Below are 15,396 nucleotides of genomic sequence, written 5' to 3' on the forward strand. Positions count from 1 at the left end.
TATTTAAAATCTCCTCTTCCGGGTGTACTGGGATGGTGCAGCCGGGGGGCGAAGATGACCAAGAGCCGTTCGAACGTGGAGCGCTGGTCGCATAGCGTTGCGATCCTGGTGCTGGGCGTCGTGTTTCCGATCCTGGTGCTGATCCAGGCCTATGGCGCGCTCTCGAAGCTGACGCCCGCGATCGTGGGTTGGCGAGACGGCAACGGCGCCGAGGAGATCTTCGCCAAGGTTCAGCCTCAGCTCAAATCGGCCAACGACTACGCGCTCTATACGGTGATGCGGCTGGAGGCGACCAACAACGCGGTCGTCACCAACAAGCAGATCATGAAGGTCGTGATCATGCACCTGGGCTTCGCCGTCGTCAGCGTGGGCTTGATGTTCATCGTGCTGGGCATCGAGACCAAGGTGGGCGGCGGCGAGGGCGTCATCGAGGCGGTGGGCTTGAAGGTGGACTTCAGGACGGCCTCTACCGGCGTCCTGGTCTTCGTCGTCGGCGCGACCATGGTCACGCTCGGCGGCGTGCTGCGCAACGAATACAGCACCGTTGGGGTGCCGGGCTATGTCACGACGGCCGGGCCGGACGCCAAGGCCCAGGAGAGTCTGGCGCGGTTCAAGTTCTGCGAAAAGAACCACCCTCCGGAGGATTTGGCCGCCTGTTTCGCGCCCAGCTATTACGAGATCAACGAGGAGGCGCTGAAATGAGGCGTCTGGCCTGGATGGCCGCGGTCGCGGTCACGGCGTTCGCGACGCAGGCGGCGGCGCAAGGTCCTTTCGGCCCGCGCAGCGAAGCTTGCTATGTCTCCCTGGAGAAAGACCTCAAGCTCAGCCGGAGCGACTACCACTGTTGGGTGAACTCCAAGCGCGTGTGTCAGTGCGATCCGCGCGAAGGCGTCATCGGCAAGGAGCCCGTCACGACCACGCCGACGGACGGAGGGTGGAACCTGCATCCGTTGTCGCCGCGTTCGGATTTTGAGGCGTCCGAGAAGAACCTCGCCGTGACGCCGAGGCTCTCCAAGGACCTTTCCAAAGTCGCCGGGCGCAAGGCCGCCCGGGACTAGTAGGGCAGCTGATCCGCCGGCGGCGTGGTCCCGGCGGGCGTCTCGGCCGCGGGGCCTTCGGGCGTCGGGGTCGGGTTGATCAGGTCGCCGATCGGGTCCGTCGGCGCGACCGGCGGGGGCTCGACGACGCCGCCTGGGATCGGGGTGGCTTTCAGGCGGGGCAGGGCGGCGGCCATGAAGGTGCGCCAGACCTCGGCCGGGGCGCCGCCGCCGGTGACCCGCTTCATCGGGGTGTTGTCGTCCTTGCCGGTCCAGACGGCGGTGACGAAGCCGCCGGTGTAGCCGACGAACCAGGCGTCCTTGTAGTCGCTGGTCGTGCCGGTCTTGCCGGCGATGTCGTAGCCGGCGACCTTGGCGCGGGCTCCGGTGCCCGAGGCGACGACCTCGCGCATCATCTGGTTCATGTACTGCAGGGCCGGCGAGCCGATCACGGCCGCGCGGGCGGTCTTCTCGACGCCGTGGTCGTAGAGGACCTTGCCGCTGGCGGTGCGGATGCGCTCGATGCCGTAGCCCTTGGCCAGGAAGCCGCCGTTCGAGAACGGGGCGTAGGCCTGGGCCATCTCCATGGGGCTGACCTCGACCGCGCCCAGGGCCATCGACGGGTCCAGCTGGATCTTGGAGGTGATGCCCAGGCGGCGCGCGGTGGCGGCGACGTTGCTGGTGCCGACCTCGTTGGCCAGGCGCGCGGCGACGGTGTTGATCGACTGGGCCAGGCCCGTCTGCAGGGTCATCGGACCCAGGTACTTGTTGGTGTAATTGCGCGGCTCCCAATTGCCGATCTTGACCGGCTCGTCGACGACCATGACCGACGGATTGCGGCCGGCCTCCATGGCGGTCAGGTAGACGAACGGCTTGAAGGCCGAGCCGGCTTGGCGGCGGGCGGTGGTGGCGCGGTCGAACTGGCTGTCGGAATAGTCGGCGCCGCCGACATAGGCGCGGATGCGGCCTTCGCCGTCGATGGCGACCAGCGCGGCCTGCTGCACGCCCTGGGCTCCGTGACCCTCGACGCCCAGCTTCACGGCGCGCTCGGCCGAGACCTGGATCGGCAGGTCCAGCGTGGTCTCCACGACCAGGTCCTCGGTCGGTTCGCCGACCAGCGAGCGGACCTGGGCGTCGATATAGTCGGTGAAGTACTGGGCGCGCTGGTTGGCCAGGGTGGCCGAGACCTGCACCGGCGTCTTGAAGGCTTCGTCGCGCTCCTCGGCGGTGATGGCCTTGATGCGCACCATCTCGTCCAGGACGATCGTGGCGCGGCGGGCGGCGCGTTCCTTGGCCGAGACCGGCGAGTAGCGGGCGGGGCCCTTCATCATGCCGGCCAGCAGGGCCGACTCGCCGATGGTCAGCTCCTTGGCGGGCTTGTTGAAATAGCGCTGCGAGGCGGCCTCGATGCCGTAGGCGCCGGCGCCGAAATAGACCCGGTTCATATACAGGGCCAGGATCTGCTTCTTGCTGAACTTCAGCTCCAGCCAGACGGCCAGGATCAGTTCCTGAGCCTTGCGGCGATAGTTCTGGGCCGGGCTCAGGAACAGGTTGCGGGCCAGCTGCTGGGTGATGGTCGAGCCGCCGCGCTGGGGACCGTCATGGGTGGCGTTCCACGCCAGCGAGCGGATGATGCCCCAGGGGTTGAAGCCCAGGTGGTGATAGAACTGGCGGTCCTCGATCGCCACGAACGCGGCCGGCACGTATTTGGGCAGGGCGTCGATATCGACCGGCGGCGCGTACTGGCTGCCGCGTACCGCGAGCAAGGCGCCGGAGCGGTCCAGATAATTGATCGAGGGCTGGCGCTTGACGTCGTACAGCTTGGACGTGTCGGGCAGGTCGCTGGCGAACACCGCGAAGAAGGCGACGACGAAGATCAGGCCCCAGACGCCCAGGACCGTGCCCCAATAGACCAGGGCCTGGAGCGGGGTGCGCTGCGGCTTGGCCGCCTTGTTCCCGCCGAAGGGTCCGTTCGCCATGGTCGTCCTTGAATTCCTGAAATGCCGCGCGGACGCGCGTGCTGGCACACGTTCCGTTTAGCCGAAGCCCACAGAACGCGCGACAAGATTGACGAGAAGTGAACGCGCCATGCGGCGCTCTTGTGGCAGCGGTTTCTTGGCGCCATGTTGCCACCTGGAATTGAGGAAACAAACGGCGAACGACCATGGCGTTTCTGGCCGCGTCCGAGGATCCACCGTCACGCTTGGCCTCGCCGCTCCGGGCTGCCAAAAGAGCGCCCGTGTACGTTCCTCCCGAATCCCCCGAACTCGACCACGCCCGCGACGTTCTGCGGCGCACGTTTGGCCATGCCGACTTCCGGGGCATGCAGGCCGGGGTGATCAACGAGATCCTGGCCGGCCACAGCGCCATGGCCGTGCTGCCCACCGGCGGCGGCAAGTCGCTGTGCTATCAGATCCCGTCGCTGATCCGGCCGGGCGTGGGCCTGGTGATCTCGCCGCTGATCGCCCTGATGGCCGACCAGGTCCAGGGGCTGCGCCAGGCGGGCGTGGCGGCCGAGCGGCTGGACAGCAACGTCTCGATGGAGGAGCGCGGCGACATCTGGCGGCGCATCGACGCCGGCGAGGTCGACATGCTGTACCTGTCGCCCGAAGGCCTGATGCAGCCGTGGATGCTGGACCGCCTCTCGCGCACGCCGCTGGCTTTGATCGCCGTCGACGAGGCGCACTGCGTCAGCCAGTGGGGCCACGATTTCCGGCCCGAATACCGCATGATGGGGCGCCTCGCCGAACTGTTCCCCGACATCCCGCGCCTGGCGGTCACCGCCACCGCCGACGCCCGGACCCGCGACGACATCCGCGCCGAACTGCGCCTGCAGGGCGCGGCCGAGTTCGTCGACAGCTTCGCCCGCCCCGAGCTGGCGCTGAGCGCCGAGCGCAAGCGCGGCAAGGGTCATGACCGGGTGGTCGAGCTGGTGCTGGAGCGCCCCGGCCGCGCCGGCGTCGTCTATGCCGGCAGCCGTGACTCGACCGAGAAGCTGGCCGAGAAGCTCAACGCCGAAGGCATCCCGGCGCTGGCCTATCACGCCGGCCTCGACAAGGCCGTCCGCGCTCGCCGCCTGGAGGAGTTCCTCGAGGCCGACGCGGCGGTGATGGTGGCGACGATCGCGTTCGGCATGGGCGTCGACAAGCCCGACGTTCGTTACGTGATCCACGCCGATCCGCCGGCCGCCATCGAGGCCTATTGGCAGGAGGTCGGCCGCGCCGGGCGCGACGGCCAGCCGGCCGAGGGCATCACCCTGTACGGCTCGGCCGACATGGCCTGGGCGGGGCGTCGCATCGAGACCAAGGACGCGCCCGACGAGGTCAAGCAGGCCCAGAACCGCAAGCTGCGGCAGTTCTACGCCATGCTGGAAGGCGTCACCTGCCGCGCCGCCGCCGTCCGCCGGTATTTCGGCGAGGAGGGCGTGGCCCGTTGCGGGGTCTGCGACGTATGTGTCTCGCCGCCGACCGGGGTCGAGGCCACCGAGGCCGCCCAGAAGGCGCTGTCGGCCGTCCACCGCATGGGCGGCCGCTATGGGCGCGGGCGGATCATCGAGCACCTGATGGGCAAGACCAAGGACGTCACGCCCCAGGAGGCCCAGCTGCCGACCTTCGGCATCGGCCGCGAGTTCAGCCAGCCGACCTGGCGCGACCTGTTCGACACCCTGATCTTCGAGGGACTGCTGCGCGAGGACCCCAATGACGGCCGGCCGCTGATCGGGCTGGGCGATGTCGAGGGCGTGCGGCAGGTCTATCGCGGCGAACGCAAGGTCGCCCTGCGCCAGGCCGCCGAGGCCCCGGAGACCGGCCGCGCCAGCACGGCCCGCAAGCGCCGCGAGGGCAAGGCCCTGACCATCCCGCTGGAAAACCAGATGCTGTTCGAGGCCCTGCGCGCCTGGCGCAAGGAGCAGGCCCAGGCCCAGCACGTGCCGCCCTATGTCATCTTCCACGACGCCACCCTGGCCGAGATCGCTGCCGCGCGTCCGGCGACCCTGGCGGCCCTGGGTAAGTCCGGCGGCGTGGGTCAGGGCAAGCTGGACCGTTATGGGGAAGCGGTTTTGAAGGTCGTGCGGGAGAACTAATCCCGGTCCCGCGAGTTAGCTTCCGGTCAAGCCGAGGAGCCTCCCCCATGACTGACATCAGCAGCTTCACCCCCGACACCTCGTCCGCCGCCGCCGCGCTGGACGACGCCAAGAAGACGACCGCCGAAAAGACCAAGCAGGCCAAGGAAGCGGTCACCAAGGCCATGAAGTCGGCCCGCGAAACCGCCACCGAGGTGGCCGCCCAGACCCGCACCTTCGCCAGCGAAAAGGCCAAGGTCGGCGCCGCCTATGCGCGCGACAAGGCCCAGGTGGCCCACCACGTCGCCGAAGAGCATCCGATGGGCGTCGCGCTGGGCGCGTTCGCGATCGGGCTGGGCGTGGGCTTCCTGATCGCGCGGAATTTGGACTAATTCCGAAGCTCCCTCTTCCATAGGGAGAGGGAGGGGCCCGCCGCGTAGCGGTGGGAGGGTGAGGGGTTACACCCTCACCGATCGAAGCGCGGTCGTGCCTTGCGGGTCAGTGAATTATCCGGCCAAGGGTGAAACCTCTCACCCTCCCATCCCGGCTGCCGGTTTTCAGACCGCCAGCCGCTCGGCGTTCACGCCCGCCGCCCTGAGCGCCGCGAGGCGCGCGAACGCCAGGGTCAGGGCCTTGCGACGCGCCGGCGCCAGCGGCGTGACCGCCGCTTCGCGCACGACCGCGCCGCCGAAGGCGTCGGTGACCAGCAGCCCAGGCTCGTCCGGCAGGATGCCATCGGGAAAGTGCGGCGCCACGGCGAAGTAGAAGGCGTCGCAATAGGGCGCGTACTCGCCCCATTTGCGGTCGACGCGAAAGTCCTCCAGCCCCGACTTCACCTCGACGATCAGCACATCCCCTTTCGGCCCCAGCGCCATCAGGTCGGCCCGCCGTCCGTTCGGCAAGGTGACCTCGGCCAGCGGCGCATAACCCAGGTCCACGAGCAGCCGCGCGGCCCCACGGGTTACGGCCAGCGTCGTTTCCGGCCGGGTCTGAAGTTCGATGATCACGTCCATCGGCGCGATCATGTTCCAGCTTTGTTCGCGAAACAAGGTTAAATGACCGCCCGCCGCGCGAGTGGGAATCGCGCGGCGCGGGGATGGGTTTGCCCTCAACCTCCTGGCGACCTACCGCCTTGAGCGAGAGTTTCGCGAGAGGCACACTTTGCGACCCCGGACCCGCGCCCTGGCGCTCATGATCTTGATGGCTGCGCCCTCGACGAGCTGGGCGCAATCCGAGCCCGCCGCCGGTCCGGAGACGATCGCCTACACCCATCGCAAGCCCGCCGCCTTCGCGCTGGGCCAGGCCATCATCCCCGTGCAGAACAACGCGGGCATCCTGGGCGCCCTTGCGATCGTGGCCACCCACGCGGCGATCGCCCGTGTGGCTGGGGCCAAGGCCATCGAGCGCGGCGACATCAGCGACCCGGCCATCGCCCTCTCGCATGACCTGGCCCAGATCCTGGCCGAGCAGCGCGACGGGAACCTCGCCGAGCGTCCGATAGCCGTCGACCGCGAGAAGCCCAAGGCCATCGCCAAGGCCGCCGGCGACGCGCGCTATGTCGTCGATGTCCGGACCACCAACTGGGACTTCCGCAACGAATACGGCGCGCAGCCGAAGGTGGCCTACGCCGCCGAGTTCAGCGTCATCGACGGCCGCACCGGCAAGCTGGTCGTGCAGGATAACTGCTTCTGGACGCCGCCGCGCATCGACGCCAACGCCATGACAGCCACCGATCCGGAAACGCCTGTCCGCCGCTATTTCGCTGCGGCCAGCACGGCGTGCCGCGAGCAGTTCCGGGTGGCGATGCGCAATCTGGCGCTGGCGCCGCGCACGACCCTGGCCGCCGCCTCGCCGGTCGAGGTCCTGCGATCACCCGAGCCGATCTACACGCCGGCCGAGCCCGTCGTCGCCCCCGCGCCGCCGCCGGCTCCGGTCCATCTGGCCGAGGCGAAAGCGCCGATGCTGGCTGCTCCGATCCAGGCCGCTCCGATCATCGACTCCGCCCCGGTCCGGGCCCTGCCGCCTGAGCCTGTCCCTGCGCCGATGAAGCTGGCTCAGGCCGAGTTTGCTCCCTGGTCACAACCGACGCCGGAACGCTATCCGATGTTCGACCAGCGCCTGGCCGCGGCCTATTCCGAGCCGACGCCGGCGCCGACCTTCGTCGCGCAGTCGTCCAGTCGCCATGCCGCCGGCCGCGACGCCCAGGGCTACCTGACCTGGCCGGGCAAGCGCCCCTAGGGCGCGGGCTGCCTGGTCGGTCGCAGCAGGCTCGTGTCATAACCCAGCGCCTTGGCGCGCGCCGTCAGGGCCGCGCGGTCGGCGTCGGTCGGCGGCTTGCGCGACAGCAGCCACAAATACCTGCCCGAGCCCTCGCCGACGATCGACCAGCCGTAGTCGTCGGCATGGTCCAGCACCCAGTAGTCGCCGAAGAAGAACGGGCCGAAGAAGCTGACCTTCAGCTTGGCATTGGTGGCCGTGTCGGCGACTTTTGCCTTGCCTTCGGACACCTTCACCGGGCCGTCGACCGCGCCCTGATGGCAGGTGTTGAGCACGCGGATCAGGCCGTCGGGGCGCTTGGAATATTCGGCGGTGACGCCTTCGCAGCCCTTTTCGAACCGCATGTCGTAGCGGGCCACCTCGTACCAGCGGCCGGCATAGCGCTCGAGATCGACGCTCTTGGCGGGCTGCGGCGGGTTCGGGTTGCCGACCGGACCGGCGACACAGGCGCTCAGGCCCAGCGCGGCAAGGACCGCGAGGAGGGGAAGTCTCAAGCGCCGGCTCCTGGCGGATGTTGCGGGAATTCCAGCTTGGCGTAGCCCAGTTCCTTCACCCGCTCGAGGGCGATGGCCTTGGTGGCCACGGGCATGTCGGCGGTGCGCGAGATCAGCCAGACATAGTTGCCGCCGGGCGTGGCCATGATCGCCCACGAGCCGTCGGCGGCGCAGTCGAGCACCCAGTATTCCTGCTTCCGCAGTCCCCCCAGGAAGCTCATCGTGAAGCGGGTGTTCTGGCTGTTCTCGACGATCTTGCCGTTGGTCGTGAACACCTTCTCGGCGCCCAGGGGCGAGCCGCGGTGGCAGACCTGACGGACCTTGAAGGCGGCTCCCTGCAAGGTGAAGTCGGTGGTCGGGGCCTCGCAGTCGCGCTGGCCGGCATTGGGCGTGCGGGCGATCTCGTACCAGCGGCCCGAATAGAACTGCGCCGAGACCGGCTTGGCCGGCGGCTTGGCGGCCGCGAAGGCGCTGCCCGACAGCGTCACCGCGATCAGGCTCGTCAGGACGATCTTGGAAAAGCGCATGGGCGAACCTTTGCCTAGGTCCGCCCAAACGCTGTCGGTTGCGGCGAAGTTCCGCCTATTCGGCCGCGATGCTCACAGAGCTGGCCACTCTTTTCTCTTACTCGGCCGCGATCTCGATCGCGGCCGTAGGCCGGTCCTTGAAGTTGATGGCCTGCAGGTAGCGGATGCCTTCCTCGGCGATGTCGTCGCCGACCATGCGCTCGCCCTCGTTCTTCAGCTCGTTGAGGTCGACATACATGGCGTAGAAGGCGCGCGTGCGGTCGGTGATGATGCCGGCGTTGAGCAGGGTTTTCACCAGCACCCGGAAGATGTTGGTCTGCTCCTTCATGTTCTCCCGACGCAGGTCGTCGGTCATGATCTTCCCGTACTCCTCGACCACCTTGTCGGGATCCAGGCCGAACTCGGCATAGAGATCCAGCTGCTGGTGCGGCGAGACCAGGTTGAACAGCAGGGTCTGGAAGCAGTGCGCCGCCCAGTCCTCGATGATCGCGTGCTCTTCGGGGGTCAGCTTGGGCACGGTGCGGTCGGCCCAGATCTTCCCGAACTTGTGGTGGAAGGCCTCGTCGGTCATCACCAGCTGCAGCAGCTTCTTGCCGACGGGGTCATTGATATTGTTGAAGAAGGTGGCGAAGGCGCCCATGGCCAGGCCTTCCACCAGCATCTGCATGCCGATGATCTTCTTGTAGACCTCCGGCGCACCGATGATCTCGACCAGCAGGGTCTTCAGCGCCGGGCCGCACGCGACCGGGCGACCCCAGCGGGTGTTGATGTACTTGGCGAAGGCCGTGACGTGGCGGGCCTCTTCGCGCGTCTGGTTGGCGGCGTATTCCTGCGCGCCCTGGTCCTTGAGCACATGGCACAGGCTGGCCGACAGGTTCAGCGCGCCTTGCTCGCCATGCAGGATCGACGAGAAGCTGCGCAGCACCGACTGGTTGATGAAGCGGATGCGCTGCTTGGGGTCGGACAGATGGTTGGAGACGTAGTCGGTCGACAGGGCGATCACGAGATCCTCGGGCACCAGGGCCTGGTTCTCCATGTCGAACGGCTCGTCGAAATCGATATAGGCCTTGTCCAGCGGGTCCCAGAAGTGGTCGTGGGTCGCGGCGATGATCTTGTCGAAGGCGCTGGACCGGTTGCCGTAGCGGTCGAGTTCGAGCATCGACTCGAAGTCGTCCGGCGCGACCGCGTCGTACATGGCGTCCTTGGTGATGTTCTTGTCGGTCATTGCGGCGCTCCCTATCGGCCGGGTCGACGTCCATCAGCGGAGCCCGTCTTGCGCGGGTCTTCGGCTATCTAAACACTGTCAACTCAAGTGAGCGGGCGGGTCAAATGAAAAATGACGGCGGCGTCACCTTCAATCGTCTGGAGTCGGAATGAAGATCTTCGTGCTGACCGGGGCCGGCGTCTCGGCCGAGAGCGGCCTGGGCACCTTTCGCGACAAGGACGGGGTGTGGACGAAGTACGACCTGAGCGAGGTCGCCACGCCCGAGGGTTTCGCGCGCAATCCGGCCCTGGTGCGGGACTTCTACAACGCCCGCCGCGCGAACCTGGCGGCGGCTGAGCCGAACGCGGCGCATGTGGCGTTGGCGCGGCTGGAGGCGGCGCTGGGCGATGACCTCTTCCTCTGCACCCAGAACGTCGACGACCTGCACGAGAAGGCGGGGTCGAAGCGCGTGGTCCACATGCATGGTGAGCTGGCGGTCACACGCTGCCATCACTGCCAGGCGACCCGGCCGGATGTGGGGGCGCTGACCGCGGAGGCCGTCTGCGCGGCTTGCGGGCGCGACGGCGGCGCGCGGCCGCACGTGGTATGGTTCGGCGAGATGCCGCTGTACATGGAGGAGATCGAGGATGCGTTGGCGGAGGCGGACCTCTTCGTCTCGATCGGCACCTCGGGTTCGGTCTATCCGGCGGCGGGGTTCGTTTCCGAGGCGCGGGCGATGGGGATCGCGACCTGCGAGATCAATCTCGAACCCTCGGCTAATGCGTATGTGTTCGATGAGAAGCTTTACGGCCCGGCCAGCGAGGTCGTGCCGGCGTGGGTGGAGAAGGTGCTGACACAAGGCTGACAGCAGGTGCTGTACTGCCGCCAGATTGTGTCCGGAGATCGTCATGTCCAAACCCCTCAAGCCCCCCGCTGAGGAAGCCGAAGGCGCCTGCGCCTGTGGGGCCGTCCGCCTGGCGATCGGCGTGCCGGCCCGCTGGTCGTTCCACGACCACTCGGCCGCCAGCCGCCACGCCCAGGGCTGCGCCTACGTCACCTACACCGCCAGCTACCGCAGCCGTTTCCGCTGGCTGGAGGGCGAGGAGATCGTCACCCGCCACGAACATGAGGGAACCACGCGGGGCTTCTGCGGCCGCTGCGGCACGCCGATCTTCATGGAGCGCAAGCGCAGCCCCACCATGATCAACCTGCCGAGGGCCTTGTTCTCGACCCGCACCGGCCGCGAGCCGCGCTACCACACGTCGCTCGACCAGGCGCCGGACTGGGCCTATGGCGGCGGCAAGCTGGTCCCGCTGAAAGGCTATCCCGGCGTGATGTGGGAACGGCCCAAGCCGAAGAAGAAGCGCGCGGCGATCGACGACTTCCTCTAGCGCCCTTCCAGCGCCGCCAGCACCGCCGGCTGCACCCGCGCCAGTTCGGCCAGGCGTTCGATCAGGGCGTCCTTGCTGTCCAGGGCCAGACCGTCGCGCAGCTGGGCCATGCGGTCGCGGACCTTGGAGAGGTCGGCGCCATTGGCCGCCGTCACCACGGCCGCCTGGTGCTTGCAGGCGCCGAATTTCTCGAAGCCGGGGCAGGTGCAGGAGCCCTCGCCGGCCGGGGCGCGCAGTTCCACGACATAGAGGTCGCCGACGCTGCCAGTGACGTGGGCGGTGACCTTCTCGTCCTCGATCGCGACGAGGTCGACGGCGCCGGCTTCGGCCATGGCCGCGCCGGTGTCGAACCAGCGCTCATCCATGCGCTCGCGCCAGGCGTCCTGATCGAACAGCGAACTCATTCCTCGTCCTCGATGCGGTGGATGTCGTCGTCCGACAGGCCGAAATGGTGGCCGATCTCGTGGACCAGCACGTGGGTGATCAACTCGCCAAGGGGCACGTCGCCGCGCTCGGCCCACTCGTCCAGGATCGGGCGGCGATAGAGAAAGACCCGCGACGGCTCGGTTCCGTAGTCCAGCACCGAGCGACGGCCCAGGTCGACGCCCTGATAGAGGCCGGTCAGCTCGAACGGGTCCTCGATCCCCAGGCTGTCCAGCACCTCTTCGGACGGAAAGTCGTCGACCCGGATGACCACGTCGCCCGACAGCTTGCGGAAGTCGTCGGGCAGGGCGTCGAAGGCCTGCTTGGCCAGGACGGCGAAGTCGTCGAGCGACGGGGCGGAGCGGTCGGACCAGGTCATGACCCTCCAAATAGAGCGATTGGCCCGGGACGCCATAGCCCCTCTGGTCCATAGCCCTACTGGCCATAGCCGGACTAATCTGAAAATCTGATTCGAGGACCCGCTGGGCGCACTGATGACTTCGTACGACCTGATCCTCGCGGCGGCGGCCGGCGCGGTTTGCCTCGCCATTTGCGTGACCCTGTGGTCGCTGGGGCAGCGCCGTGGCTACGAGGATCGCATCGCCGCGCTGAAGAACCGGCTGACCCTGCAAGGCGGCGACGCCCTGGATGCGCCCGCCTGGGTCGAGGCCTTCGACACCGCCGTGCTGGCCGTCGAGGGCGGCCGTCCCAGCCTGGCCGCCGGGGCCGAGGGCCTGGCCGCCTGCGCCCGCGTGCTGGGCGTTCCCGCCGAGGTCGAGGCGGTGGTCGCCGCCGTCAGCGCCGTCGATCCGGCCCACGCCCAGAAGCTGACCGCCCTGTTCGAGCGCGGCGAGGCCTGCGTGTTCGAGGCGCGCGGCAGCGGCGGCTGGATCTCGGTCGAGGGCCGCGCGGCCGGCGCCCTGGCCTGGCTGCGCCTGGCGCCCGCCAGCGGCGGCGACGCCGGCCTGCCGTCGGCGGCCCGTTTCGCCGCCTTCGTCGACAGCGTGGCCGAGCCCGCCTGGATCGCCGGCGCCGATGGCCAGCCGGCCTGGGGCAACGACGCCTTCATCCGCGCGGTCGGCGCGACCTCGGCCTCGGCCGCGGCCCTGGCCGGCAAGAGCTTCGACCGCGCCGCCGACGCCCTGGTCGTCGAGGCCGTCGAGAAGGGCGAGCGCCGCGAGGCCCTGCGCTGGATCAACCTGGAGGGCCGCCGGCGGGCCTTCAGGCTTTCCGCCCAGCCGCTGGACGGCGGCGGGGTGGGCGTGTTCTGCGCGGACGTCACCGAAATCGAGGACGTCCGCGACGCCTTCCGCAAGCATGTCGAGGCCCACGACGAGACCCTGAACCACATCGCCGAGGCCGTGGCGATCTTCAGCCAGACGCGCCGGCTGTCCTACCACAACACCGCCTTCGCCGAGCTGTGGGGCCTGGAACCGGCCTGGCTCGCGGAACGCCCGACCCATGGCGAGGTGCTGGACCGCCTGCGCCAGCGCCGCCGTCTGCCCGAGAGCATCGACTATTCCGGCTGGAAGGCCGCCGAACTGGCCCGCTACGAGGACCTGGGCCCCCAGGCCGACGACCTGTGGCACCTGCCCGACGGCCGCACGCTCAAAGTCGTGCGCCAACCCCACCCGCTGGGCGGCATGCTGCTGATCTATTCCGACATCACCGGCGAGCTGCGCCTGAAGGCCCAGTACAACGCCCTGATCCAGGTGCAGCAGGCCACGCTGGACAAGCTGAACGACGCCGTCGCCGTGTTCGGTTCCGACGGCCGCCTGCGCCTGCACAACGAGGCCTTCGAGACCTTCTGGAACGTCAGCGCCTTCTCGCTGGAAGCGGCCGGCGACTTCGAGGGCGTGGTCGAGCTGTGCGTGCCGCGCCTGCACGACCTGGCCTTCTGGCGCGAGCTGAAGGGCCGGGTGGCTGATCCCGATCCGCAGATGCGCGCCCCGACCTCGGGCGAGGTCCGCACCTCCGACGACCGCATCGTGGTCTATCAAAGCCGGCCGCTGCCGGACGGCGCGACCCTGATCGCCTTCGCCGACGTCACCGACACCCGCGACCTGCAGAACGCGCTGTCCGATCGCTCCGCCGCCCTGGCCGAGGCCGAGCGCCTGAAGCGCGACTTCGTCGGCAATGTCAGCTACGAACTGCGCACCCCGCTGACGACGATCATCGGCTATTCCGAACTGCTGGAGCGGGCCGACGGTATTTCCGAGCGTGGCCGCAACCACGTGGCCGCCGTCCGCGCCGCCGCCACCCAGCTGGCCCGCTCGATCGACGACGTGCTGGACATGGCCCAGATCGACGCCGGCGAGATGGCGCTGGAGATCGAGGACATCCGTGTCGCCGACCTGCTGCTGAACGCCCAGGAACGCGCCCTGAAGGACGCCCAGCTGGGCGCCGTCACCCTGGCGGTCGAGTGCGAGGAAGATGTCGGCCTGATCCGTGGCGACGCCAAGCGCCTGGCCCAGACCATGGACCACCTGGTCGAGAACGCCCTGCGCCAGACCCCGCCCGGCGGTCGCGTCACCCTGCAGGCCCGCCGCGCCCTGGGCGAGGTGCGCCTGGACGTCTCCGACACTGGCCGCGGCGTGCCATTCCACGTCCAGGCCCACATCTTCGACCGCTTCGTCGGCCGCGACCGTGGCGGTCCGGGCCTGGGCCTGGCCCTGGTCAAGGCGCTGGTCGAGCTGCATGGTGGCTGGGTGGCGCTGGAGAGCGAGCCGGGCGCCGGCTCGACCTTCACCTGCCACCTGCCCGAGACCCAGCAGCCGGGCGCCATGCAGCCGGAACTGGGCTTCTAGTGCTGCGCGCGGCGGTCCTGCTGGCGGGATTGCTGCTGGCCGCGCCCGCCGTTGCCCAGGACGTGGCCATCAAGGACTGGTGGGTCGCTTGCGACAATGTCCGGGTCTGCACGGCTTACGGATTTCCGCCTGAAGACGCTTATGGCGTGGTGCTGCGGGTGCGTCGCGAAGCGGAAGCCGATGCGGCGGCCACGCTGGATCTCGGCATCGACGCCGAGACCGCCAAGGGCGTTTCGGGGCCTCTGACCCTGACGGTCGACGGCAAGGTGGTGGCGCGCACCGCGGCGCCCGAGGGAACGGACGACGAGTATCGCACTTGGTCGGTTTCGCCCGCCCGGTCGCCGGCCTTGCTGGAGGCGATCGCCAGGGGCGAGGTCCTGGAGGCCAGGGACGGCGGGCGCACCGTCGCGACCGTGTCGCTGTCCGGTGGTTCGGCGAGCCTGCGCTGGATGGATGATCGCCAGCGGCGCGTCGGCGGCGTCACCGCACTGGTCGCCAAGGGCGCGGCGCCGGCTTCCGCCGTTCCGTCGCCGCCGGTCCCGCCTTTGATCCGACCCGCCAAGCCGGTGAGCCAGGACGGCCTGACCGATACGCCGCCGCCCGCCGTGCTGGCGCGGATCAAGAGCCTGGACTGCCAGGCGGACGCGCCCGAAGACCCGACCTCGAACCGCTTGGCGCCCGACGTGGTGTTGTGGGTGATCCCGTGCTGGGTGGGCGCCTATCAGATCTCCTCGGCCCTGGTGCTGGCCGACGAGAAGGGCGGTCACGCCCGGCTGGCCGACCTGGGCGGGGCGGGCGACACACGGGCCATGGCCACCAACGCCGTATTCAATACCGACGACCAGAAGCTCTACAGCTATGCCAAGGGGCGGGGCTTGGCCGACTGCGGCGAGTCCCGCACCCATGCCTGGACCGGCAAGGGCTTTGTCCTGACCGAACGCTCCGAGCTGCAGATCTGCCGTGGCCTGCCCGAGGACTATTGGGTCACGATGTACCGCAGCCGCTAGAGCCTGTTCAAACAGGCCCTGGGGCGGATCGACATTCGGCGAGGAGCTTTCCCCATCACCGACTGTCCCCGCGAAGGCGGGGATCCAAGCCGAGTCAGAGGGCCATCGCTCGGACGCGCTGCATCCTGAAAGCCACCTTGGATCCCCGCTTTCGCGGGGATGATCGGGT

16 protein-coding genes are annotated in these 15,396 nt (G+C 68.8%); 9 read left to right on the plus strand and 7 right to left on the minus strand.

Features of this window, described 5'->3' with window-relative positions:
* Positions 1–54 precede the first annotated feature (54 nt).
* Complete coding sequence (locus J7528_RS12750) at positions 55–702, plus strand: hypothetical protein (protein ID WP_291874780.1); 648 nt, start codon at positions 55–57, stop codon at positions 700–702.
* Entirely contained in the window at positions 699–1,058 is a 360-nt protein-coding gene (locus J7528_RS12755) for a hypothetical protein (RefSeq protein ID WP_291874782.1), read from the plus strand. Before J7528_RS12750 ends, J7528_RS12755 begins: the two co-directional genes overlap by 4 nt.
* On the opposite strand, the gene J7528_RS12760 is transcribed toward J7528_RS12755, so the two are convergent.
* The gene (locus J7528_RS12760; RefSeq protein ID WP_291874783.1) at positions 1,055–3,016 is read right to left on the minus strand and encodes a penicillin-binding protein 1A; all 1,962 of its coding nucleotides are present in this window, start codon (positions 3,014–3,016) and stop codon (positions 1,055–1,057) included. The genes J7528_RS12755 and J7528_RS12760 overlap by 4 nt on opposite strands.
* Before the next feature lie 260 nt (positions 3,017–3,276).
* On the opposite strand from J7528_RS12760, the gene recQ reads away from it, so the two are divergent.
* Both recQ and J7528_RS12770 read left to right on the plus strand, forming a co-directional pair.
* A complete protein-coding gene (recQ, locus tag J7528_RS12765) occupies positions 3,277–5,118 on the plus strand; it encodes a DNA helicase RecQ (protein ID WP_291874785.1) in 1,842 nt (613 codons plus the stop codon).
* Between the two features lie 47 nt (positions 5,119–5,165).
* The gene (locus J7528_RS12770; RefSeq protein WP_291874787.1) at positions 5,166–5,489 is read left to right on the plus strand and encodes a hypothetical protein; all 324 of its coding nucleotides are present in this window, start codon (positions 5,166–5,168) and stop codon (positions 5,487–5,489) included.
* Between the two features lie 165 nt (positions 5,490–5,654).
* Here the strand turns inward: J7528_RS12770 and mmcB are convergent, their stop codons facing one another.
* Positions 5,655–6,110 carry a DNA repair putative endonuclease MmcB gene (gene mmcB / locus J7528_RS12775; RefSeq protein WP_291874927.1) on the minus strand — a complete coding sequence of 152 codons (456 nt, stop codon included), beginning with the start codon at positions 6,108–6,110 and terminating at the stop codon, positions 5,655–5,657.
* A 187-nt stretch (positions 6,111–6,297) separates the two neighbouring features.
* On the opposite strand from mmcB, the gene J7528_RS12780 reads away from it, so the two are divergent.
* Positions 6,298–7,335 (plus strand): hypothetical protein, encoded by a 1,038-nt coding sequence (locus J7528_RS12780; protein ID WP_291874790.1) that lies wholly within the window; start codon positions 6,298–6,300, stop codon positions 7,333–7,335.
* Here J7528_RS12780 and J7528_RS12785 read toward each other — a convergent pair.
* From J7528_RS12785 to J7528_RS12795, 3 genes are all read right to left on the minus strand, one after another.
* Positions 7,332–7,868, minus strand: coding sequence for a lipocalin family protein (locus J7528_RS12785; RefSeq protein WP_291874792.1), 537 nt, complete (start codon positions 7,866–7,868; stop codon positions 7,332–7,334). The genes J7528_RS12780 and J7528_RS12785 overlap by 4 nt on opposite strands.
* Complete coding sequence (locus J7528_RS12790; protein WP_291874793.1) at positions 7,865–8,395, minus strand: lipocalin family protein; 531 nt, start codon at positions 8,393–8,395, stop codon at positions 7,865–7,867. Before J7528_RS12790 ends, J7528_RS12785 begins: the two co-directional genes overlap by 4 nt.
* A 97-nt stretch (positions 8,396–8,492) precedes the next feature.
* Complete coding sequence (locus tag J7528_RS12795; RefSeq protein WP_291874795.1) at positions 8,493–9,620, minus strand: ferritin-like domain-containing protein; 1,128 nt, start codon at positions 9,618–9,620, stop codon at positions 8,493–8,495.
* Positions 9,621–9,768: 148 nt separating this feature from the next.
* Here J7528_RS12795 and J7528_RS12800 point away from each other — a divergent pair, with 148 nt between their 5' ends.
* Together J7528_RS12800 and J7528_RS12805 are read left to right on the plus strand one after the other, a co-directional pair.
* Complete coding sequence (locus tag J7528_RS12800) at positions 9,769–10,464, plus strand: NAD-dependent deacylase (RefSeq protein ID WP_291874797.1); 696 nt, start codon at positions 9,769–9,771, stop codon at positions 10,462–10,464.
* A gap of 43 nt (positions 10,465–10,507) precedes the next feature.
* A complete protein-coding gene (locus J7528_RS12805) occupies positions 10,508–10,990 on the plus strand; it encodes a GFA family protein (RefSeq protein ID WP_291874798.1) in 483 nt (160 codons plus the stop codon).
* Here J7528_RS12805 and J7528_RS12810 read toward each other — a convergent pair.
* The gene (locus tag J7528_RS12810; protein ID WP_291874800.1) at positions 10,987–11,394 is read right to left on the minus strand and encodes an SWIM zinc finger family protein; all 408 of its coding nucleotides are present in this window, start codon (positions 11,392–11,394) and stop codon (positions 10,987–10,989) included. The two genes, J7528_RS12805 and J7528_RS12810, sit on opposite strands and share 4 nt — an antisense overlap.
* A complete protein-coding gene (locus tag J7528_RS12815; protein ID WP_291874802.1) occupies positions 11,391–11,792 on the minus strand; it encodes a metallopeptidase family protein in 402 nt (133 codons plus the stop codon). The genes J7528_RS12810 and J7528_RS12815 overlap by 4 nt, the downstream gene beginning before the upstream one ends.
* 115 nt (positions 11,793–11,907) lie before the next feature.
* On the opposite strand from J7528_RS12815, the gene J7528_RS12820 reads away from it, so the two are divergent.
* Together J7528_RS12820 and J7528_RS12825 are read left to right on the plus strand one after the other, a co-directional pair.
* Positions 11,908–14,220: an ATP-binding protein gene (locus tag J7528_RS12820; protein WP_291874804.1), complete on the plus strand. Its 2,313-nt coding sequence runs from the start codon at positions 11,908–11,910 to the stop codon at positions 14,218–14,220.
* Positions 14,220–15,227, plus strand: coding sequence for a DUF1176 domain-containing protein (locus J7528_RS12825; RefSeq protein ID WP_291874805.1), 1,008 nt, complete (start codon positions 14,220–14,222; stop codon positions 15,225–15,227). Before J7528_RS12820 ends, J7528_RS12825 begins: the two co-directional genes overlap by 1 nt.
* The last annotated feature ends 169 nt before the right edge of the window (positions 15,228–15,396 follow it).

The organism is Caulobacter sp. (assembly GCF_017744445.1).
In the GTDB taxonomy this organism is placed as follows: Bacteria; Pseudomonadota; Alphaproteobacteria; order Caulobacterales; family Caulobacteraceae; genus Caulobacter.

Coding starts and splice junctions, on each gene's coding strand:
- J7528_RS12810 (WP_291874800.1), bottom strand. CDS start 11,394: ATGAGTTCGCTGTTCGATCAGGACGCCTGGCGCGAGCGCATGGATGAG.
- J7528_RS12800 (WP_291874797.1), top strand. CDS start 9,769: ATGAAGATCTTCGTGCTGACCGGGGCCGGCGTCTCGGCCGAGAGCGGC.
- J7528_RS12815 (WP_291874802.1), bottom strand. CDS start 11,792: ATGACCTGGTCCGACCGCTCCGCCCCGTCGCTCGACGACTTCGCCGTC.
- J7528_RS12805 (WP_291874798.1), top strand. CDS start 10,508: ATGTCCAAACCCCTCAAGCCCCCCGCTGAGGAAGCCGAAGGCGCCTGC.
- J7528_RS12750 (WP_291874780.1), top strand. CDS start 55: ATGACCAAGAGCCGTTCGAACGTGGAGCGCTGGTCGCATAGCGTTGCG.
- mmcB (WP_291874927.1), bottom strand. CDS start 6,110: ATGGACGTGATCATCGAACTTCAGACCCGGCCGGAAACGACGCTGGCC.
- J7528_RS12760 (WP_291874783.1), bottom strand. CDS start 3,016: ATGGCGAACGGACCCTTCGGCGGGAACAAGGCGGCCAAGCCGCAGCGC.
- J7528_RS12780 (WP_291874790.1), top strand. CDS start 6,298: ATGGCTGCGCCCTCGACGAGCTGGGCGCAATCCGAGCCCGCCGCCGGT.
- J7528_RS12820 (WP_291874804.1), top strand. CDS start 11,908: ATGACTTCGTACGACCTGATCCTCGCGGCGGCGGCCGGCGCGGTTTGC.
- J7528_RS12790 (WP_291874793.1), bottom strand. CDS start 8,395: ATGCGCTTTTCCAAGATCGTCCTGACGAGCCTGATCGCGGTGACGCTG.
- J7528_RS12795 (WP_291874795.1), bottom strand. CDS start 9,620: ATGACCGACAAGAACATCACCAAGGACGCCATGTACGACGCGGTCGCG.
- J7528_RS12755 (WP_291874782.1), top strand. CDS start 699: ATGAGGCGTCTGGCCTGGATGGCCGCGGTCGCGGTCACGGCGTTCGCG.
- J7528_RS12770 (WP_291874787.1), top strand. CDS start 5,166: ATGACTGACATCAGCAGCTTCACCCCCGACACCTCGTCCGCCGCCGCC.